The following is a 19,451-nucleotide window of genomic DNA, read 5'->3' on the forward strand; positions in this document are numbered from 1 at the left end:
TTATTTCGTATTCGGAATGATTTCCGCTCCCGGTTTGAGTTTAGGAAGAGCGTCTGCGGCGATTTTGTCTCCGGCATTGACTCCGCTTTCGATCAGGATGTTTTCCCCTACCCATTCTCCCGGTACAACCGGTTTTGCGCTAACGGTATTGTTTGCTTCGATGGCATAGACAAATTTTCCTTGCGGACCTGTAAGAAGTGTTTTTTGGGGAACATAGAGGGCATTTCTCCACTCCATCCCTTTGACTTTGACCTGAACAAACTGTCCGGGGAGCAGTTTGCGGTCGCTGTTATCGATTACGGCGCGATAGGTGATGTTTCCGGTTGTCGAATCGACAAACGGTGCAATAAAGTTAATAGAACCTTTTCGTGACAATGTCGTTCCGTCACTAAGGGTAAGCTCGATTTCGTATTTACCGTCTTTCGGCGGAACAAGGCGCCCGGATGCAATTGCATTTTGACGGGCAAGCTTTTCATTTTCGCTAAATGTAAAATTGACGTACATCGGATCGGTCTGATAGACGGTTGTGAGCAGCCCGTTCGCTCCGGCGGCAACGTAGGTACCGACATCGATTTTGGATTTGTCGACAAAGCCGCTGATCGGAGCGGTAACGGTGGTATAGCTGAGGTTCAGTTTCGCCTGTTCCAATGAGGCTTTTGCAGCCGATAGTGCCGCAGCCGTATTGCGTTCATTGGCGGTTGCGGTATCGAGATCCTGCTGACTTGCGGCATTGGCTTCTGCAAGCGGTTTGATACGATTGAGGACCGCTTTGGCATTGGTATAGTTCGCGGAAGCGAGATCATAGGCCGCTTTGGCATTGTTAAGAGAATTTTTCAGATCGCTCGGATCGATAACGAATAACGTCTCCCCTTGTTTTACGGCTGAGCCCTCGGTGTAAGAGCGTTTTTGCAGATATCCGTTGACCCGGGCAAATACCTGTACGGTATTAAATGCCTGTGTTTGTCCTGTCGCCTGCAAGAGGGCAGGGAAATTACCCGTTTTGACTTCGGAAGCTGTCACGGGCACAGGACCTTCAGGCGGTTTTTCCATTCCTGCGGCTTTGGGACGTTCACATCCGCCGAACACTAAGATCAATGCGGCTGAGAGGGAGAGGGTGGTGAGACGATTCATTCGGATTCCTTTGGGGTGTAGTTTAGGGTAAGGCACATTTGTTTTAATACGCGCAGGGCTATAGCCAGATCGTCAGGATCGATCCCCTCATGGAGGTATCGGGTAGCTTCTTCCAACACTTTCATGGTCGGCTGTTCAAGCGCGATTCCCTGACGGGTAAGGGTGACATGATTGCACCGTTTGTCCTGACACGCGGTTGCCCTTTGGATCAGAGAGCGTTTTTCTAATCCGGCGATCAGCCGGGTAACGCTGGTTTTGTCTTTGCCGACGAAATCGGCAATATTTTGCTGGGTAGAACTTCCTTCTTTCCACAAAACCACCATCACTTTAAACTGCTCAATCGTCATATCGATACCGTGAAGGGCGAGTTGCCGTGTCAGATAGTTACGTGCGGCGAAAGCGGCATGGTTGCTTAAACAACCTAATGATTCATGGGTCGGGCATTCGCATCGATTCATAATCTAAACTCCTAATAGTTGACTATGCAACTAATTGGGCGAATCCTAATTCATTTTTAGGTTGAATGTCAAGAACAAATTGTTAATAATATTAATCACAAAGCTCAAAGATGCAGTATAATCCCACCAATTTTTTCAGGGTGGGTGCAATGGTTCGTTTGGTTGTGATTTTGGCGGTATTAATGGGTGTTCTATGGGGTGCGGCGAGCGATAGAAAAGTCCCTGTTTTGTGTTATCACCGTTTCGGGACTGAAGTAGTCGATTCCATGACGATCAAATCCGCTGCGTTTACTGAACAGATGGAGTGGCTCAAAGCCAACGGCTACACGGTTATCCCTCTGGATACGGCTGTCGGATATCTTCAAGGTAAAATCAAATCGATCCCCGCAAAATCGGTCGTCATTACGGTCGATGACGGCCACAAAAGCGTCTATAGCGATATGGCTACGATCGTCAAAAAATACCGCATTCCGGTGACACTCTTTATCTACCCGAGCGCAATCTCCAACGCCAAGTATGCGATGACATGGGACCAAATCCGCGAGCTTGAAACAACGAAACTGTTTCATGTTGAGTCTCACACCTATTGGCATCCGAATTTCAATCATGAGAAGAAAAAACTCTCAAGCGAAGAGTATGCCAAGTCGGTTGACAAACAGCTCGGCGGTGCGAAGAAAAAACTCGAAGAGAAGACAGGGCATGAGATTAAATACCTTGCTTGGGTATTCGGTATTTATGATGACACGCTTCTTGTTGATGCAAAAAAATCAGGGTATACGACGGCATTTACAATCGACAGAAAACATGCTTCTTCAACTGATAATATGATGGCGTTAGGGCGTTATATGGTGATTAGCAAACACACGATCAAAGATTTTGAACGTATGGTGAACGGATCGGAAGAAAAAATGCCACAGGGGAAAAATAACCTAAAAATGACCTACTAGCTATATAATTCCGCCTTTAATAATCAAGAGAATATTTTTTTGAGTATCTATGTAGAGATTAATAAGGGATAACCGCAACACGAATGGCAAAAGTAGTCCGATTAATAATAAACGATCAATATGTACCTTTAAAAACGGATAAGTTTATCAAAGGTGAGGTTGTCCCTTTTGACGTTTATATCAAACGCTATAATGATTTCGTCATTATCATCGAAGCCGGAACTTTATTGAATGAGGGCCTTTATCATAAACTTTTACAACAGGAAAGAATTTATATCGTCAATCATGACGTCAAAAAACTAAAATCATATTTTTCTCACTCTACCATCTCTTTGGATGAAGAGAAGACGAACAATCTAGACCCGTTATCTGCGGCATTAGCGATCAAAGAGAAATCATCGGCGATTAATGAAATCGAAAAGAGGCTTTTTTTTGTCTATTCGACGGTATCGGAATTGATGGGGTCTATTTTTGAAAGCGGAAACGAAAAACTTCCTCTTGACGCGCTCTCAGGTTGTGTGAATGAAATTGTAAATGTCCTTTCCTATAAGAGTCATGTATTGCCGATTATTTTAAAAATACTTCCCGACACCTATTCAACACATAATCACAGTACCAATGTCGCCTATTTTGCTACGATTCTGGGCATTATGCTGAAAATGGACAATGAAGAACTCATCGATCTCTCTTTTTCAGCACTGTTGCATGATATCGGTAAGCTGCGGATTGATGAATCTATTTTGGAAAAATCGTCTTCTTTGGACGATGATGAATTTGAATCGATCAAACACCACTCGCAGATGGGGTGCGAGATATTGGAGCACAACGGAATCGAAAATCAAACGATTTTAAAAGGAATTCGGCATCATCACGAAAGGTTGGACGGGTCAGGGTATCCCGATGGCCTTCGAGGGAAACTGATTCCTCAAAATGCCCGTATTATCGGTGTATGCGATGTTTTTGATGCCCTCACGACCAACCGGACTTTTCGTGAAAACTACACCAGTTTTGAAGCCTTGTTGTTAATGAAGCGTGAGATGCATATGCAATTGGATGAAAAACTGGTGGATATGTTTATCCAGCTGCACCGATGATGATTTACGTGTGCCTATATGGACGAGAATAAAAAAGAGAAGGTCGCTTAGTAAATTACAGCCGTCTAACGCTATAATATAGCTATTAATTCCATTATAAAGACCGTCCTTTGCATTTTGAACCGTATCCATTTGAAAAACTTACCGCTCTACTGGAAGGGATTACCCCAAATTCTGCCTATTCGCCTATCGCTTTGACGATCGGCGAACCGCAGTTCGAGACCCCCGCATTTATCCAAAAATCGCTTGCCAAGCACTCCGAAGAGCTTCGCCGATATCCGAAAACGGCAGGGGAAAGCTATCTGAATGATTCGATGCGCGGTTTTGTCGAACGCCGATTCGGGGTAAAACTAAAAGCGAATGAATTGGTCAGTTCATTCGGGACCCGCGAAGTGCTTTTTAATTTCCCGCAGTACTATCTGTTCGATAAAAAAGAGCCGGTCATGGCGTATACGAACCCGTTCTATCAGATTTATGAGGGCTCTGCGATCGCGTCACGCGCGAAAGTGATCCATTTGAATCTGAGCGAGCAAAACGGGTTCAAACCGGTTATTGACGAAGCGGAACTCGCTGGATGCGATCTCGTGATTTTGAATTTTCCCAACAATCCGACGGCATCGGTACTGAGCCTTGAGGAATTGGGTGATTGGGTAAAACTGGCGCTCAAACACGATTTTTGTCTCATCAACGACGAGTGCTACAGCGAGATTTATACCGATCAGAAAATCCCCTCGCTTCTCGAAGCGTCGCTCTATGTCGGCAACAGTTCGTTTAAAAACGTCCTCGTTATCAACTCGATCTCCAAACGCTCTTCCGCACCGGGTCTTCGCAGCGGATTTATCGCGGGAGACGGCTCGATTTTAAAAGGGTACGCACAGTATCGCACCTATGTCGGATGCGCGTCTCCGCTTCCGTTGCAAGCGGCTGCGGCCATGGCGTGGGCGGATGAGTATCATGTGGCAAAAGCGCGTGAGGTATATGCGGAAAATTTCAAAGCGGCGCAGGAGATTTTGGGGATTGAGACCTCAGATGCGACGTTTTACGTTTGGCTCAAAGTCCCTAACGCACTCGAATTTACCCAAAGACTTTATCGTGACTATAACGTCAAAGTGTTGCCGGGAGAGTTTTTGGCACGTGAGGATGCACGCGGCGAAAACCCGGGAATCGGCTATATCCGTATCGCTCTTGTCGAAGAGACGGTACGAACCATCCAAGCACTTGAACGCTTAAAGGAGGCATTGTCATGAAAGAGTTGAAAGAAAAAATTTTCCAAGCGCAAAGCGAGGGGGATATTGCCTCTTTGTATGTTCTTGAATCTCAGGCGCATGAGACGTTTGACGAAGATACGCTGATGGCCTATTATGCCAATATCCTCGATTTGGCGCTGGAGCGCCTGACGAATGCATTGGAAAATCTCGAAAAGCTCGATATGACCGAAGTGCAGGACTTTGCAACCCTTCGCGCCTTGTACGAATACGCGATCGAGCATTACAGCGCGGGAAGTGCAACGGATGCGAGTGCGTTGTTTGAAGTGCTCGGTGGAATCAGCAATGACGAAGCGTTTTCTGCAGCGATGAAAGTGCATCGTGCAGGGTGTGATTCACGGATTTCGTTTGACGATTTTATCGACGAGTATGTCGATATGGCCGCAACGCAAAACGGCGGAAAATTTTATATCAGCTTTTTCAAAAAAGAGATCGAATAACAAAAGCGCACCAGTGCGCTGGGCTTCCCGCCGAGGGAAACACAGCGTTAGCGTAGCCAAAGGGGGCTTTGCTCCCTTGGCGTATCAAAAGGAGACAACATGAAAATTCATTTTATCGGCATCGGCGGGATCGGTATTTCGGGACTGGCAAAATACATGCGCTTCAGCGGACACGAAGTAAGCGGTTCGGACATGAAAGAGACGCACATTACGCAGCGTCTCATTGACCGCGGCATTACGGTTCATATCGGGCATGACGCGTCGAATATCCCTGAGGGGTGCGATTTGGTGATCCATTCGGCGATTATCCGACCGACCAACTCTGAGATCGTGGAAGCCCATCGCCGCGGGATTGAAGTGCTTCATCGCCGCGATGCATTGCTGCGTATTTTGAGTGAGAAAAAAGTGTATGCGGTGTGCGGAGCGCACGGCAAGAGCACGACGACGGCAATTTTGGCGGCGATTATGGACGGAAGTGCGATTATCGGTGCGGAATCCAAAGGGTTCGGCTCCAACGTCCGGTATGACGGGAGTACCGACATTATGCTTTTCGAAGCGGATGAAAGCGACGGAAGTTTTCTCAACTCAAACCCTTACTGCTCGATCGTCACCAATGCCGAGCCGGAGCATATGGAGTACTATAACTACAATATTGACGAGTTTCACAGCGCGTATCGTCGTTTTGTTGAAATGGCTCCTGTACGTGTTATTAATGCCGAAGATCCATTTATGGCAACGCTGGAGTGCGATGCGCTGCGTTTGTATCCGAGCGTCGATATTACCAATATCACCTATACATTGATCGATGATGAGCCCTACACCCGTTTTCACCTCAAAGGATTCGGAGAATTCGAGGTGTGGGGATTCGGCGAACATATCGCGATGGACGCCGCATTGGCGATCATGGCCGCGGCGCAGACGATGAGTATCGCTTCAATCCGTGTCCGTTTGCTCAATTTCCGCGGAATCAAAAAACGGTTCGACGTGATTTTCAAAGGGAGCGACCGCGTCATTATCGATGATTACGCCCACCACCCGACCGAGATCAAAGCAACGATGCAGTCGCTTAAAACCTATACCGAGCTCAAAGGGTTTGAACGTATCGTAGCCATTTGGCAGCCGCATAAATATTCCCGTACCATCGATAACCTTGATGCCTTTGTCGAGTGCTTCGAAGGGTGCGATACACTGATTATTCTTCCGGTCTGGGCCGCGAGCGAAGAGCCTCGTGAGATCGATTTTGAAGGGCGCTTTGCTGGGTATAACCTTATTATGGCCGATAAGCTTCACCGCGAAGGAGATACGATTCAAGTGATTGTCGCAGATGAAGTGGTGAAAACGTACGATAAAAACGTTATCGTCGGATTCGGAGCGGGCGATCTGACCTATCAGCTCAGAGGAACCAAATAAGCCATGGGTTACCTCCTCTGGTTCGGGATTGTCGCCCTTGTCTTTGCGCTGATGCATTTTTTTACGGAACTCAGTGCCAAACAAAAGGGAATAATCTCTCTCGTCGTCACACTGTTGGTCATAGGGGCCATCGCCTATAATATCCGGAGTGACCGTGATCGCGAACAGGTCAACAGCGTCGTACTGAAATATGAGCAGGGGCAAATGCTGATGTGTCGGGGGACCGAGGTCAACAGTACCACGTTCGATTACAGTGTCGGGACGCAGAGTTTTGTCGGGAACCGCGGAACGAAATATTTTCAGCAAATCTTTAATGCGCGTGAGTGTCAATGACGCGTCTCTCCTCCAACCTCGCTGAGCTTTTCGGAAAGCTCGATCTTCTTCCTCATATCGCTTCGCTGGAGCAGTTTTTCTCTCGGGAGCAGAATATCGCCATCCCCGGAGACCAGGAGCGGCACTTTCGCTATATTCAGGCCCTCGATGCGCTGGAGTTCAAAGCCCCGCCGAAAAGTGTAGGCTTTGAGTCTATCATCAACCACCTCAAAAAGCAAGGGGTTTTACGGTTCGAAGAGATTCACGAACTTCTCAAAGTCGTCCGCTATTTTCGTCTGATGCGTAATCATAACTTCGCAGGTCTTATCGGCGAGTGGATGGAGACGATTATCATCCCCGAACCGTTTGGTGAGATCGATGAGTATTTCGATCATGAGGGGAACTTTATCGAATCGCGTGACGAAGAACTCCATAAAATCGCACAGCGGATCAAAGCGATCAAAACGGAGATTAATGATTCTATCAAGCGTCTCTTTCACACCCAAAAACTGACCCCCTACCTCGTCGATACCCAGATCCACTATATCAACGATGAAGAGACGCTGCTGGTGCGCGGCGGGTTTAACCACGTCCTCAAAGGCTCGGTCGTCGGTCGGACGGGGGCGGGATTCTTTTACGTCGCCCCCGACGCGGTGCTCCGCTCCAAAGAGCAGCTGCGCTATGTGATGCAGGAGCGGGAGACGAAGCTCTATGAATACGCAAAACGCTTTTCGGCAAAACTCTCCAACCTCGTCCCTTTCATCGGATTTTGTGATCGCGAGTTCGAGCGGTTTGACCACTATCAGGCACGCGTGCTGTTTGCCCGTGCACGCGATTTTGCGATCCTCAAACCCCAAAACAACGCCGATGTCGTCCTCGAAGAGTTTTCCCATCCCGCCATCCATAAGCCTAAACCGATCAGCGTCGATTTTCGCTCCAACCTCCTGATGATCACGGGGGTCAATGCGGGGGGTAAAACGATGCTCCTCAAATCGCTCCTCTCGGCGAGTCTGATGGCGAAATATCTCATCCCGATGAAGATCAACCCTCACAAATCGCGGATCGGGAGTTTTAAACGGATCGAAGCGGTCATCGACGATCCCCAAAGCGTCAGCAACGACATCTCCACCTTTGCCGGGCGGATGGTGCAGTTTAGCCATCTATTTGAACACAAAAGCGCCCTCGTAGGGGTCGATGAGATCGAGCTGGGAACCGATAGCGACGAGGCGGCGGCACTCTTTGCCATCGTCCTCGATGAGCTGATTAAACGGGGTCAGAAGATCATCGTCACCACCCACCACAAACGGCTCGCGGCATTGATGGCGGATAGGAGCGATGTCGAGCTGATGGCGGCGCTGTATGACGAAGAGCGTCGCGTCCCGACCTATGAGTTTTTGCAAGGGGTGATCGGAAAGAGCTACGCGTTTGAGACGGCGTCGCGCTACGGGATCAATCCCGCCATCATTACTCGTGCCAAAGCACTGTACGGCGAGAACCACGAAAAACTGAGCGTCCTCATCGAACGGGGAAGCGAGCTGGAGCGGGAGTTGAAGCGGAAAAACCGAGAGGTGGACGAACGGCTCGAAGCCCTCAAAGCGCAGGAAGCGGCACTCAAAGAGGCGCGTGAACAGCTGCGAAGCGATCTGGATGCGGAGAAAGCGAAGCTTCGCGCAGGGTATGACGAAGCGGTGCGCGAGGCCAAAGAGGCGGCGCGCGGCATGGACATGGCGGCCATCCACCGACAGCTAAACAAAGCGCAGGCGAAACTTCCGAAAGCGGAGCCGATCAAAATCGCCGAACCCGAACCGATCCGCTACGAAGTAGGGCAGGCGGTGAAATACCGCACTCAGCGCGGTACGGTCGTCAGCGTCGGGGCGAAAGACGCGATGATCGAGGTGGAGGGGATGCGCTTACGGGTCAAACTGAGTGACCTTAAACCGAGCGGCAATCTCCCGAAAAAGCCGAAGGTCACCGTCACCTCTCAAATCGATCAAAAAAGCGGTCTCAAACTCGATCTTCATGGACTTCGAGGGGAAGAGTCATGCGAGCGGATGGATAAATTTCTCTCTGATGCACTCTTGCAGGGATTTGATGAGGTGATTATCTATCACGGGATCGGGACGGGGAAACTGGCCTACGCCGTCAAAGAGTTTCTAAAAGAGCACCCGAGTGTCAAAAGCTTTAGTGATGCGCCACAACATTTGGGTGGATTTGGGGCGAAAGTGGTGAGGCTCTAAAAGATCTCTTTTAGTAATGAGGATAATCATATGGCAATAAGAATATTTCAAAATGATGAAAAGATTTTATTGAGATTTGTCGCGTTTTCTTCATTCCCAATAAAAGGTTCTTACCGTTATAAAGATGTGCTTCAAATAATGTCACTACCTGACGAAGCGCCAAAGCCACAATATATAATGGGTGCGCTGCACCCTCTAATTATTGAGTATAGATATGACACCATTGATGAAGAAAATGTAGCAAGTATTGCAACTGATAGCTTTGATGAGAGAATTCTTGAATCACAATATGCTTTTACAAAGCAGGATGAAATACTGTGTGTATTATCTGTAATTACAAAATATCTTATTACCAAGGACGAAAACGGTAAAAGATGGGTTTTATGTGATAAAGATGAGGACTGGATTTCTGTTGAACGCGGGGTAGGTTATTTCTGGACGGGGATGAGTCAATTCGGTGCTGAACTGACAGATATTGATACTGCAAGTATTCCTGAGATTCATTATGAACAATATTACGGTAATGATGCATTTTTGGGTGAGTCATTTAAGCTCAGTGACTCTACTTCTTCGCTTTTGGATAAATACTTTTCATTAGATGAAGCTAAGAAAGAAGCATTTTTATCTGCATGTGTTTTGTTTGAACGTTCATCCCGTACTTGGGTAATATCCCATAGTCTTGCATATATTGGTTTTATTTCAAGTATTGAAGCTCTAATCGAATACGAGAACAAGGATGTAAAAACCGAGAAGTGTTCTGATCCTGATTGTGGTCAACCGAAATATAAAGTAAGGCAAAAATTTCTCGCATTTGCAAGAGACTATGGTAATGATAGTCGCGAGTTTAAAAAGTATGCGGACAAATTATATAATCGGCGATCACAAATTGGTCATGTTGGAAAACTACTTTCTCATGATTTGGCAGGGAAAATTTCTGGCCCTGTTGTAGAAATGAATGATGGAATGGAATTAAGAAATTTACAGCGTGTTGTAAGAATTATGATGATTAATTGGCTTACTAAGGTTTAGATAATTTATGAAACTGTTTAACTATTAGTCAAGGTTAGATATGAAAAAAGTCCTAATCCTTAGCGGTGCAGGGATCAGCGCCGAAAGCGGAATCCGCATCTTTCCCCTCGTTCCCAAGCTCTAGCTTGGGAATGCATACTCTCATCTCATTAAAACCTTTGTCACTTTTTTTGTTTCAGCAAAAGCTTCTGTACTTTTCTGTTTAGCTGAAAAGTACCAAAAGAACATACCGTGATCCAAGAACGCTCGCGTGACTCCTTGCACTTCTGCACCGCACTCGGCTCTAGGAGTTAGATCGTGGAGATTTTGATTTTATCTCTTTTCGCATTCCGCGAAAATCATTTCCATCCAATTGTTTAGCCCTCACACCATACCTAGAGCAATGACACTTTTTTTTCTTTACTAAAAAGAAAAGGATATTTAATTTTCGTGTATAATATTCCGTAAGATTATACGGGAGATTACGATGGTAGCCTATAAATCCAACGAAATGATGAGTTCGACCGATGTCGCGAAAAACTTCGGCGCAGTTCTCTCCAAACTCGCGAACCACGAAGTCGATAAAATTTGTGTTTTGCGAAACAACAAACCTGAAGCGGTAGTGTTAAGCGCACTCGAATACGAACAGCTACGCGATTATCGTCATTGGAATACGATGAGCGAAAAAGAGTATCTTCAAAAATCGCATGAGAGTATCGATAGTTCACGGAACTATTCAATAGAAGAAGTAGATGCCTATCTCGAACGGATCATCGACTCGTATGAAAGTTAGAATTCTTCCCTCTTTTATCGCCAAACTGCAGTTTGTTTTGGAAAAGATTGCCGAGGATAAAAAAAGCGCGGCACACACATTTCGCCGTGAGATTTTGCGTGAGTGTTATAGTCTCAGCGATTTTCCTTATCGATGCCGTCGCTCGATCCATTATAACGACGATAACATCCGCGATCTAATTTTTAAGGGTTGGACAGTGATATATAAAATCCAAGATGATGAAATAAAAGTATTTGCATTGACAAAATACGAAGATTATAAAGACGAGAGTGATCAATAACCCAAACCGACAATAAAACCGCAGTAGAACATCTCAAAAAATATTTTAGTCTCCCAAGTGTTTCAGTGATGCTCCCCTAAGAATCACTGTTTTCCCCAGGAATCGGAACTCTCTTATTTATCTTCCGTATTTGTATATTTTTTTGTTTCACAGTAAAATCTTTAAAATATTTCATTTTGTTGAATATTGCGTACCAACTTCGATATTTAGATATGTTGCATGTCATCTCTTGAATGTTTGGTAATCAAGTATATTGTAGGAATAAATAGTTAGGGGTTTTTATGCTGATCATCCGAATTCTTCTCATTACTCTTTCACTTACGTTAAGTTTGCTGGGATCAAATGCCTTTGCACAGGACATCAACCTTCAGCCAAAGTACGGTGTACAGCCGAAGAATGATGCGCAGAAAGCAGCTGATGAAAAGTTTCTTGCAAACATTGACAGTTACTACAAAGGCGACCGAAAGAAAGCTGCAGCAGACGTCGCTACCCGTGGTTGGCAGTTTCTGCGGCAGGGAAATGCACCGGATGCGATGAAGCGCTTTAACCAAGCATGGCTACTGGATAGTTCAAACGGTAATGCCCTTTGGGGAATGGCTGCATTTGAGGCAGGTTCGGGAAAACTCAATGAATCATTAACGCTCTTCGCAGAGGCAGACCGTATTATCGGTGATGACATAGATTTTTCCGTAGACTATGCCAAGCTTCTTGGCGTCATTGGTGCTCAAACAAGAAATAAAGCCATGCTCAACGACGCTTTCACCCGTTTTGCTCGCATTCACGAAAAGGCTCCGCAACATACACTAAACCTTCAAAACTGGGCCATTATGTTGTTCTATGCTGGCAACTTTGCTGAGGCATGGAAAAAAATTAAGCTGGCTGAGGCAACACCGCGCCATGCAGAACTTGATCCAAGGTTTCTCACTGCTCTCCAAAATAAGATGCCTCGGCCATGACTAAAAAAGACTTACAACCCTGTACTAGATAGGAATTTCATCTTTTTTGGTTAATTAGCTATAGGGTGAGAATCGAGACGAAAGTTGTTTGGTTTAAGGAGATTGTATGAAAAAAGTCCTAATCCTTAGCGGTGCGGGGATCAGCGCCGAGAGCGGTATTCGCACATTCCGTGATACGAATGGACTATGGGAAGAATACGACGTGATGGAAGTGTGCTCGCTCACAGGGTTCGAGCGTAATCCCAAACTGGTCGCCGATTTTTACGATGCCCGCCGTCGCGACCTGCATGACAAACTCCCCAATGCCGCCCACGAGATGATCGCCCGCCTCAAACAGCATTACCCCGATCAGATCGAAGTACTGACCCAAAACGTCGACGATCTGTTCGAGCGTGCGGGGTGTCCCGATGTAATCCATCTGCACGGCACCCTCACCGATCTGCGGTGCGAGGAGTGCGGATGGGTTTACGAGATCGGATATGAGTCGCAGGAGGGATCGACGTGTCCGTCGTGCGAGAGTGATAACATCCGCCATAACGTCGTGATGTTCGGGGAAGAGGCACCGATGTACGCAGAACTTCAACGAGCAATCGAAGAGTGTGATTTGTTTGTCGTCATAGGTTCAAGCGGTCAGGTGATCAATACGGCGTGGATCGCTCAATGGTTTGAACACTCGATCCTCAATAACCTCGAATCCGATGATATGCTCGATCCGTTTTTCAAGACCCTCTACATCGAAAAAGCAACCACCGCTGCGCCGAAGATCGAGGCGGAAATCGAGTATTTTCTGGCTTTACAATAGAATCTGTAAAATTAGTTAATTTTATGTTATAGTAAAGCAGTAATTTTTGAAAAAAGGGATCATAATGAAGCATTTTCTTCTATCAGCGGTAATGGCCGCTGTCACTTTTACGGCACCGACATGTGCAGCCGATGTCGGTGTTTCGGTTACCGTTGGTCAGCCGGGTTTCTATGGTCGGATTGATATCGGTGATTTCCCGCAGCCGAGACTAGTCTATAAACAGGCGGTCATTATTGAGCATGGGATACCGATGAATCGAGAGCCGATTTATTTGCGCGTTCCGCCGGGGCATGCCAAAAATTGGAAAAAACACTGTCACGAATACGGTGCCTGCGGCGAGCGGGTTTTCTTTGTACACAACGACTGGTACGAGCGCGAGTATGTTCCGCGTTATAAGGAAAAACACGGTGACCGCGGGTATGACCACCGTGACAAAGGCAAAGGGAATGATCACGGCAAAGGTCGTGACAAATAATTATTTCCGTCACTTTTTTTGTATCGTCAAAAATTTCTGTACTTTTCTGTTTAGCCGAAAAGTACCAAAAGAGCATACCGTGATCCAAAGACGCGACGCTCCTCTTGGCACGACTGCCTCCGGAGCGGCTTTAGGTATTGGATCACGGGAAAATCATTACTGCAATAAATATGCCGCGAAAACATACATAGAGCCCAGCCGATGGCAGTAGTGCCGAATCGGCTGGTAGCGTTTTGTTTGAGAGGTGCTTTTCTTTTGATCCTTTACTAAAAAGAAAAGGATATTTATAAACTTTTGCGTAAAATCACACAAACACTTTACATTGCCGATTAAAAGACGAGAATCTTAATGACCCAAACCGACTATAAAAACGCCGTAGAACAACTCAAAAAATACTCTTACCACTATTACGTCCTCGACGATCCGATCACGACGGACGAGGAGTACGATATCCTCTACCATAAGGTGGTGGCGTACGAGCATGAGCATCCGAGTGAGATCATCAGCGATTCTCCGACACAGCGGGTCGGGGACGTGCCGCAGGATAAGTTTGATAAAGCACAGCATCTCAGCCGCATGTGGAGTCTCGAAGACCTCTTTGACCGCGAGGAGTTGGAGACGTGGGTAAACCGTATCACCAAAGGCTACGGCGATGTCCGCTTTTACTGCGAACCGAAATTCGACGGGGCGAGTCTGAACCTGATCTACGATAAAGGCGTACTCGTTCAGGCGATTACCCGCGGAGACGGGGTCGAGGGGGAAGACGTTACCCAAAACGCCAAAACGATTCAGAGTATCCCCCTTAGAATCGAGTACAAAGGGCGGATCGAGATACGCGGCGAAGTGGTCATTTTCAAAGAGGATTTTGAGAAGATCAATCTCGAGCGCTCCCGCAACGGCGAGTCGCTGTTCGCCAACCCGCGCAATGCGGCGGCGGGGAGCCTGAGACAGCTCGATACCCGGATTACGGCGTCGCGCCGTCTGGTATTTATGCCTTACGGCATTGGAGCTAATACCCTCGAGATCAAAAACCTCAGTGAGCGGATGGAGTGGGTCTATGGCCTCGGATTTCGCAATCCCCATATGACCCACTTGTGCGAGAGCGCGGATCAAATCGAGACCTTTTACCATGAGATGAGGGTTGAGAGGGATAACTTCGCGATGCTGCTGGACGGGATGGTGATCAAGGTCGACTCGATTGCGGTACAGGATGAACTGGGCTATACGGTCAAAAATCCCCGCTGGGCGGCGGCGTATAAATTCCCCGCCATCGAGAAGCTCACGACACTCAAAGAGGTGATTATGCAGGTGGGGCGCAGCGGTGTCGTCACTCCCGTCGCCATCGTCGAACCGGTCGATATCGAGGGGGTGACGGTCGAGCGTTCGACATTGCATAATTTCGACGAGATCGAGCGCAAAGATATCCGCATCGGGGACAAGGTGATCATTCTCCGCAGCGGCGACGTTATCCCCAAAATCGTCAAAGTCATTACGGCGGAGCGGACGGGAAGCGAGCAGGTGATTCCACGTCCTACGCAGTGCCCCGTCTGCGGAAGTGAACTGCTCGATGAGGGGGCGTTGATCAAATGCCAAAACATGGGATGCGAAGCGCGGGTGGTCAACTCGATCATCTATTTCGCCTCCAAACAGTGCCTTAACATCGACGGATTGGGAGACAAGATCGTCGAAGCGCTTCATAGCGCGGGGATGGTGCATGAGGTAAGTGATCTTTTTGGCCTCACAATGGATCAGCTCCTCTCATTGGAGGGATTCAAAGAGAAAAAGAGCCGCAACCTCCTCGATGCGATCGCGGCGGCCAAAGGGTGCGACTGCTGGCGCTTTATCAATGCACTGGGGATCGAGCATATCGGAGAAGTCGCCTCCAAAACCCTCTGCGGTGCGTTCGGTACGGCGTTTGATCGCTCATCCCGCGAAGAGATTCTGGCGTTGGAGGGGTTCGGGGGAGAGATGGTCGAATCGATCCTCGAATTTGTCCGCGTCAACAGCGAGAAGATCGAGAGACTCCGATCGATTTTAAACCCTGCCGCTCCTGTTAAGATCGAAGCGGCAGAGAACCCGTTTAAAGGCAAAAGTGTCGTCATTACCGGATCGATGAGCGTACCGCGCGATCACATCAAAGTGATGTTAGAAGAGTTGGGAGCAAAAGTCGCTTCATCAGTGTCGAAAAAGACCGATTACGTCGTGTACGGGGAAGATGCGGGGAATAAATACGATAAAGCGGTAGAGCTCGGTGTGACGCTCCTCACCGAAAGCGAATTTAGAGAAATGTGCGAAGCGGGCGATTCAGCGCCGCTTCCCGATATTGCTTCGACGCCGCAGGGGAGCGCTGTAGAGCCAAAATATAGCCTTTTTGATTAAATAGGCTGCGTACCCTTTAACTTTGATCCCTCCCGGGAGCAATCCCGCTCCGTATTCGCCGCCCAGTGCGATCATAACCCCTTGGTTTTTATACGTAAAGGGGTGTTTGGCTTTTCCTTTGAGCGAGCGGAGGATGTTTCGTGCGACATGCTCGCCGCCGCGCTCCGCCAGCTGCGCCGTGGGAGGGATAAATTTTCCCTCCTCCGTGATTGCCTGAGTGATATCGCCGATCGCATAGATATTCTCATGCATCGGGATGTTCAGGTTCGCATCGACGATCAGGTGCCCTTTGCCGTTCGTCTCAAACCCCAGATGCTGGGTGAGCGTCGATGCGGCGATCCCCCCGGTGAAGATCATAAACTCGAAATCGAGCACTTTGCCGCTGTCGAGGATGATCTGATTCTCCCGTACTTCGCCGATACGGTTGTTATGCCAGACGTGTACCCCCAGCTGGACAAGCCGTTGATGGGCACTCTCGATCAAATACGGATCCATTCCGAAGAGGATAGTCTCATACGCGTCGATGAGGTAGACGTCGACGCCGCGGCATCCGAAATTGCCGTTGGCATAGAAATGGTTCGCGTATGCCGCCATTTCCGCCGCGATCTCTACTCCCGAAAGCCCCGCACCGCCGATGACGATGTTGAAGGGCTTGACGTCGCAACCCTGTGTTTGCGCTTCGATGCGGTTGAGGAGGGATCGTTCAAACTGCTGTTTAAAATCAAGTGCCGCTGGGATGCTTTTGACCCCGTGGGAGTGTTGGCGAAGCCCCTTGATAAAATCGGGGAAATAGGTTCGGCTTCCGGTTGCGATGATGAGATAGTCATACGGAATCGTCTGCGCCGTCGTCGAAACGGTAGAGTTCTGGGTATCGATGCCGCTGACCTCTTCGCAGACGAACTCGACGAGACCGAAACTTTTGCAGAGCGAGGGGAGATCGATCATCACAGAAGACATGTCTACTTTGTTGGCGATAAAGTCGTATACTTCAGCCTGCATATAGTGGTAAGGGTTTTTATCGATCAGGGTGATGGAAATTTGGCTGTGATGGGCGAGATGCTCCATAGCACGGATGCCGCCGTATCCTCCTCCGATGATTACCACATGAACTGATTGCATTAACTACCCTTTAAAACTTTCGCGCAATGGTATCCTAAACAAAATTATGTCACGATAACGTATTAAAAGATAATGGATTGATATGAGACTGGATAGTTATTTGGTAGAGCAGGGATTTGTCGAGAGCCGCACGAAAGCGCAGCAGTTGATTAAAGAACACGCCGTGAGCGTGGAGGGGAAGATTGTCGACAAAGTCTCCTTTGACGTAGCGGAGGGGATGGAAGTCGTTCTGGCCGATACCGAAATATACGTGAGCCGCGCCGCGATTAAGCTCAAAGGATTCCTCCCCTATACCGAATGGGAGATAAAAGGGCTTCGCGCACTCGATATCGGCTCTTCGACGGGGGGATTTACCCAAATCCTTTTGGAAAACGGCGTCTCAAGCGTCACGTGTGTCGATGTCGGAAGCGATCAGCTTCATCCCTCACTGCGCTCAGATCCGCGTGTAAGCGTGCATGAAAATACCGATATCCGCTCCTTTGCGTCCGAAGTGCCGTATGATCTCGTGACGTGCGATGTGGCCTTTATCCCGCTTGAGTTGATCCTTGAATCGATTGACTCTCTGGCATCCAAATACATTGTTCTTCTATTTAAGCCTCAGTTTCAGGTCGGGCGTGAAGTCAAACGGGACAAAAACGGTGTCGTCAAAGACGATAAAGCGATCGGCAAAGCGATGATCCGTTTTGAAGACACATGTACGTTGATGGGGTGGAAGCTGATTGCCAAAGAGGTGGCGCATATCAGCGGCAAAGAGGGAAATCAGGAGATTTGTTATGGCTTTATCAAAGGTTGATGCCATCGCTATCGGCGGATTTGACGGGATGCATGCCGGGCATCAGAAATTATTTAATGAACTGGGGAAAAACGGGGCTATAGTCGTTATCGAGACGGGGTATGCGAACTTAACCCCCGGACGCGAGCGCGAGCACTACACCCACTATCCGATTCTTTATTATTCTCTTGATGATATTCGTCATCTGGAAGGGGAAGAGTTCGTCGCTTTACTCAAAGAGCGGTTTCCCCATCTGCGCAAAATAGTGGTGGGATATGATTTTCATTTCGGGAAAAACCGCCGCTACTCACACGCCAATTTGGGTGAACTCTTTTCGGGCGAAGTCAAAGTGATCGATCAGGTATGCATCGAAAACGACTCGGTCCACTCCCATAAAATCCGCAGCAAAATACAAATCGGCGACCTGAGCGGAGCCAACCGCTTTTTAGGTCACAATTACGCGATCAAAGGAACGGTTATCAAAGGGCAGGGGATCGGTAAAACCGATCTCGTCCCGACAATCAATCTCGAATGCCCCGGTTATCTTCTCCCTTATGAGGGTGTATATGCGGCATTTGTCCGCTTGGACAGTGAAGAGCATTATCACCCCTGCGTCGTTTTTGTAGGGCACCGCGTTACGACGGACGGAAGTTACGCGGTTGAGTGTCACGTTTTGGATGAAAATATCCCGAGCTGTGAGAGGGCGTCGATCAGTTTTGTCAAATTTTTACGCAAAAATCAGAAGTTTGAGTCACTGGAGAGTCTTAAAAAAGCGATCAGTGATGATATTTTAAACGCCCGTCGGGAACTGATTCATTTGAGTTTATAGGAATTTAATCTCACTTGGGATAAAATCCCGCTAATTTTTCATGCAAAGGAACACTACTTATGGGTGAGTTGTTTACCTTCTTCGGCCTTATCAGCCACGAACATTCGTTCATTTTCCTCACACACATGCTCTTAACTGCGGCTATCGTGCTTGTGATCGCGAAAATGGCAACCTCAAATCTGCGTTTGGTTCCAACCGGAACTCAAAATGTTATGGAAGCTTATCTTAGCGGCGTACTTGCTATGGGTGCGGACGTTATGGGCAAAGCGGAAGCACGCCGTTATCTTCCGCTTGTTGCGACTATCGGTCTTTTCGTCGGTATCGCAAACGTTATCGGTGTTATCCCGGGTTTTGAAGCGCCGAGTGCGTTTTTGGATTTTACCCTTGCGTTGGCTTTGGTAGTATTTACCTACTATAACTTCGAAGGTATCCGCCGCAACGGTTTGATCAGCTACTTCAAACACTTTATGGGTCCTGTATGGTGGTTGGCATGGTTGATGTTCCCGATCGAGATCGTTTCACACATCTCTCGTATCATTTCTCTTAGCTTCCGATTGTTAGGTAACGTTAAAGGGGACGACATGTTCTTGATGGTATTGTTGATGTTGGCTCCGTGGATCCTTCCGATCGTACCGTTCGCGTTGTTGACGTTCATGGCATTTTTGCAAGCGTTCATTTTTATGATGCTCACCTACGTATATCTCGGCGGTGCAGTTCTTCTTCACGACGACCACTAAGTTATCT

Annotated in this window: 20 protein-coding genes; 17 read left to right on the plus strand and 3 right to left on the minus strand. The window is 47.8% G+C overall.

The features are described from left to right. Both SULKU_RS04075 and SULKU_RS14275 read right to left on the minus strand, forming a co-directional pair. Positions 1-1,131, minus strand: a complete 1,131-nt coding sequence (locus SULKU_RS04075; RefSeq protein ID WP_013459663.1) for an efflux RND transporter periplasmic adaptor subunit — start codon at positions 1,129-1,131, stop codon at positions 1-3. Further along, positions 1,128-1,589: a MarR family winged helix-turn-helix transcriptional regulator gene (locus SULKU_RS14275; protein ID WP_013459664.1), complete on the minus strand. Its 462-nt coding sequence runs from the start codon at positions 1,587-1,589 to the stop codon at positions 1,128-1,130. Before SULKU_RS14275 ends, SULKU_RS04075 begins: the two co-directional genes overlap by 4 nt. 110 nt (positions 1,590-1,699) lie before the next feature. Between SULKU_RS14275 and SULKU_RS04085 the strand changes: the two genes are divergently transcribed. The 14 genes from SULKU_RS04085 to ligA all read left to right on the plus strand — a co-directional run bounded on the left by SULKU_RS04085 (position 1,700) and on the right by ligA (position 15,987). Further along, positions 1,700-2,536, plus strand: a complete 837-nt coding sequence (locus SULKU_RS04085) for a polysaccharide deacetylase family protein (RefSeq protein WP_223175449.1) — start codon at positions 1,700-1,702, stop codon at positions 2,534-2,536. An 83-nt stretch (positions 2,537-2,619) separates the two neighbouring features. Continuing rightward, entirely contained in the window at positions 2,620-3,630 is a 1,011-nt protein-coding gene (locus tag SULKU_RS14280; RefSeq protein ID WP_013459666.1) for an HD-GYP domain-containing protein, read from the plus strand. Positions 3,631-3,740: 110 nt separating this feature from the next. Then, positions 3,741-4,877: a succinyldiaminopimelate transaminase gene (locus SULKU_RS04095; protein WP_013459667.1), complete on the plus strand. Its 1,137-nt coding sequence runs from the start codon at positions 3,741-3,743 to the stop codon at positions 4,875-4,877. Next, on the plus strand, positions 4,874-5,335 hold the full coding sequence (locus SULKU_RS04100) for a hypothetical protein (RefSeq protein ID WP_013459668.1): 462 nt from the start codon (positions 4,874-4,876) through the stop codon (positions 5,333-5,335). Before SULKU_RS04095 ends, SULKU_RS04100 begins: the two co-directional genes overlap by 4 nt. A 99-nt stretch (positions 5,336-5,434) precedes the next feature. Further along, a complete protein-coding gene (murC, locus tag SULKU_RS04105; protein WP_013459669.1) occupies positions 5,435-6,745 on the plus strand; it encodes a UDP-N-acetylmuramate--L-alanine ligase in 1,311 nt (436 codons plus the stop codon). A 3-nt stretch (positions 6,746-6,748) separates the two neighbouring features. Continuing rightward, positions 6,749-7,078 carry a DUF1129 domain-containing protein gene (locus SULKU_RS04110; protein ID WP_013459670.1) on the plus strand — a complete coding sequence of 110 codons (330 nt, stop codon included), beginning with the start codon at positions 6,749-6,751 and terminating at the stop codon, positions 7,076-7,078. Then, a complete protein-coding gene (locus tag SULKU_RS04115) occupies positions 7,075-9,294 on the plus strand; it encodes an endonuclease MutS2 (RefSeq protein WP_013459671.1) in 2,220 nt (739 codons plus the stop codon). Before SULKU_RS04110 ends, SULKU_RS04115 begins: the two co-directional genes overlap by 4 nt. A gap of 30 nt (positions 9,295-9,324) precedes the next feature. Then, on the plus strand, positions 9,325-10,323 hold the full coding sequence (locus SULKU_RS04120; RefSeq protein ID WP_013459672.1) for a hypothetical protein: 999 nt from the start codon (positions 9,325-9,327) through the stop codon (positions 10,321-10,323). A gap of 466 nt (positions 10,324-10,789) precedes the next feature. After that, complete coding sequence (locus tag SULKU_RS04125; protein ID WP_013459673.1) at positions 10,790-11,095, plus strand: type II toxin-antitoxin system Phd/YefM family antitoxin; 306 nt, start codon at positions 10,790-10,792, stop codon at positions 11,093-11,095. After that, positions 11,085-11,375, plus strand: coding sequence for a type II toxin-antitoxin system RelE/ParE family toxin (locus SULKU_RS04130; RefSeq protein WP_013459674.1), 291 nt, complete (start codon positions 11,085-11,087; stop codon positions 11,373-11,375). The genes SULKU_RS04125 and SULKU_RS04130 overlap by 11 nt, the downstream gene beginning before the upstream one ends. 281 nt (positions 11,376-11,656) lie before the next feature. Then, positions 11,657-12,331 (plus strand): tetratricopeptide repeat protein, encoded by a 675-nt coding sequence (locus tag SULKU_RS14285; RefSeq protein ID WP_013459675.1) that lies wholly within the window; start codon positions 11,657-11,659, stop codon positions 12,329-12,331. A gap of 106 nt (positions 12,332-12,437) precedes the next feature. After that, on the plus strand, positions 12,438-13,133 hold the full coding sequence (locus SULKU_RS04140; RefSeq protein ID WP_013459676.1) for an SIR2 family NAD-dependent protein deacylase: 696 nt from the start codon (positions 12,438-12,440) through the stop codon (positions 13,131-13,133). Between the two features lie 64 nt (positions 13,134-13,197). Further along, positions 13,198-13,608 (plus strand): hypothetical protein, encoded by a 411-nt coding sequence (locus SULKU_RS04145; RefSeq protein ID WP_013459677.1) that lies wholly within the window; start codon positions 13,198-13,200, stop codon positions 13,606-13,608. Between the two features lie 348 nt (positions 13,609-13,956). After that, a complete protein-coding gene (ligA, locus tag SULKU_RS04150; protein ID WP_013459678.1) occupies positions 13,957-15,987 on the plus strand; it encodes an NAD-dependent DNA ligase LigA in 2,031 nt (676 codons plus the stop codon). Here ligA and SULKU_RS04155 read toward each other — a convergent pair. Further along, positions 15,913-17,106 (minus strand): NAD(P)/FAD-dependent oxidoreductase, encoded by a 1,194-nt coding sequence (locus SULKU_RS04155; RefSeq protein ID WP_013459679.1) that lies wholly within the window; start codon positions 17,104-17,106, stop codon positions 15,913-15,915. The genes ligA and SULKU_RS04155 overlap by 75 nt on opposite strands. An 82-nt stretch (positions 17,107-17,188) precedes the next feature. On the opposite strand from SULKU_RS04155, the gene tlyA reads away from it, so the two are divergent. The 3 genes from tlyA to SULKU_RS04170 are packed head-to-tail and all read left to right on the plus strand — an operon-like array spanning position 17,189 to position 19,444. Further along, positions 17,189-17,899: a 23S rRNA (cytidine-2'-O)-methyltransferase TlyA gene (gene tlyA / locus SULKU_RS04160; protein WP_013459680.1), complete on the plus strand. Its 711-nt coding sequence runs from the start codon at positions 17,189-17,191 to the stop codon at positions 17,897-17,899. After that, positions 17,880-18,707 (plus strand): bifunctional riboflavin kinase/FAD synthetase, encoded by an 828-nt coding sequence (locus SULKU_RS04165; protein ID WP_013459681.1) that lies wholly within the window; start codon positions 17,880-17,882, stop codon positions 18,705-18,707. Before tlyA ends, SULKU_RS04165 begins: the two co-directional genes overlap by 20 nt. A gap of 59 nt (positions 18,708-18,766) precedes the next feature. After that, positions 18,767-19,444, plus strand: a complete 678-nt coding sequence (locus tag SULKU_RS04170; protein ID WP_013459682.1) for a F0F1 ATP synthase subunit A — start codon at positions 18,767-18,769, stop codon at positions 19,442-19,444. The last annotated feature ends 7 nt before the right edge of the window (positions 19,445-19,451 follow it).

Origin of the sequence: Sulfuricurvum kujiense DSM 16994 (genome assembly GCF_000183725.1) — a bacterium.
Taxonomy (GTDB): domain Bacteria; phylum Campylobacterota; class Campylobacteria; order Campylobacterales; family Sulfurimonadaceae; genus Sulfuricurvum; species Sulfuricurvum kujiense.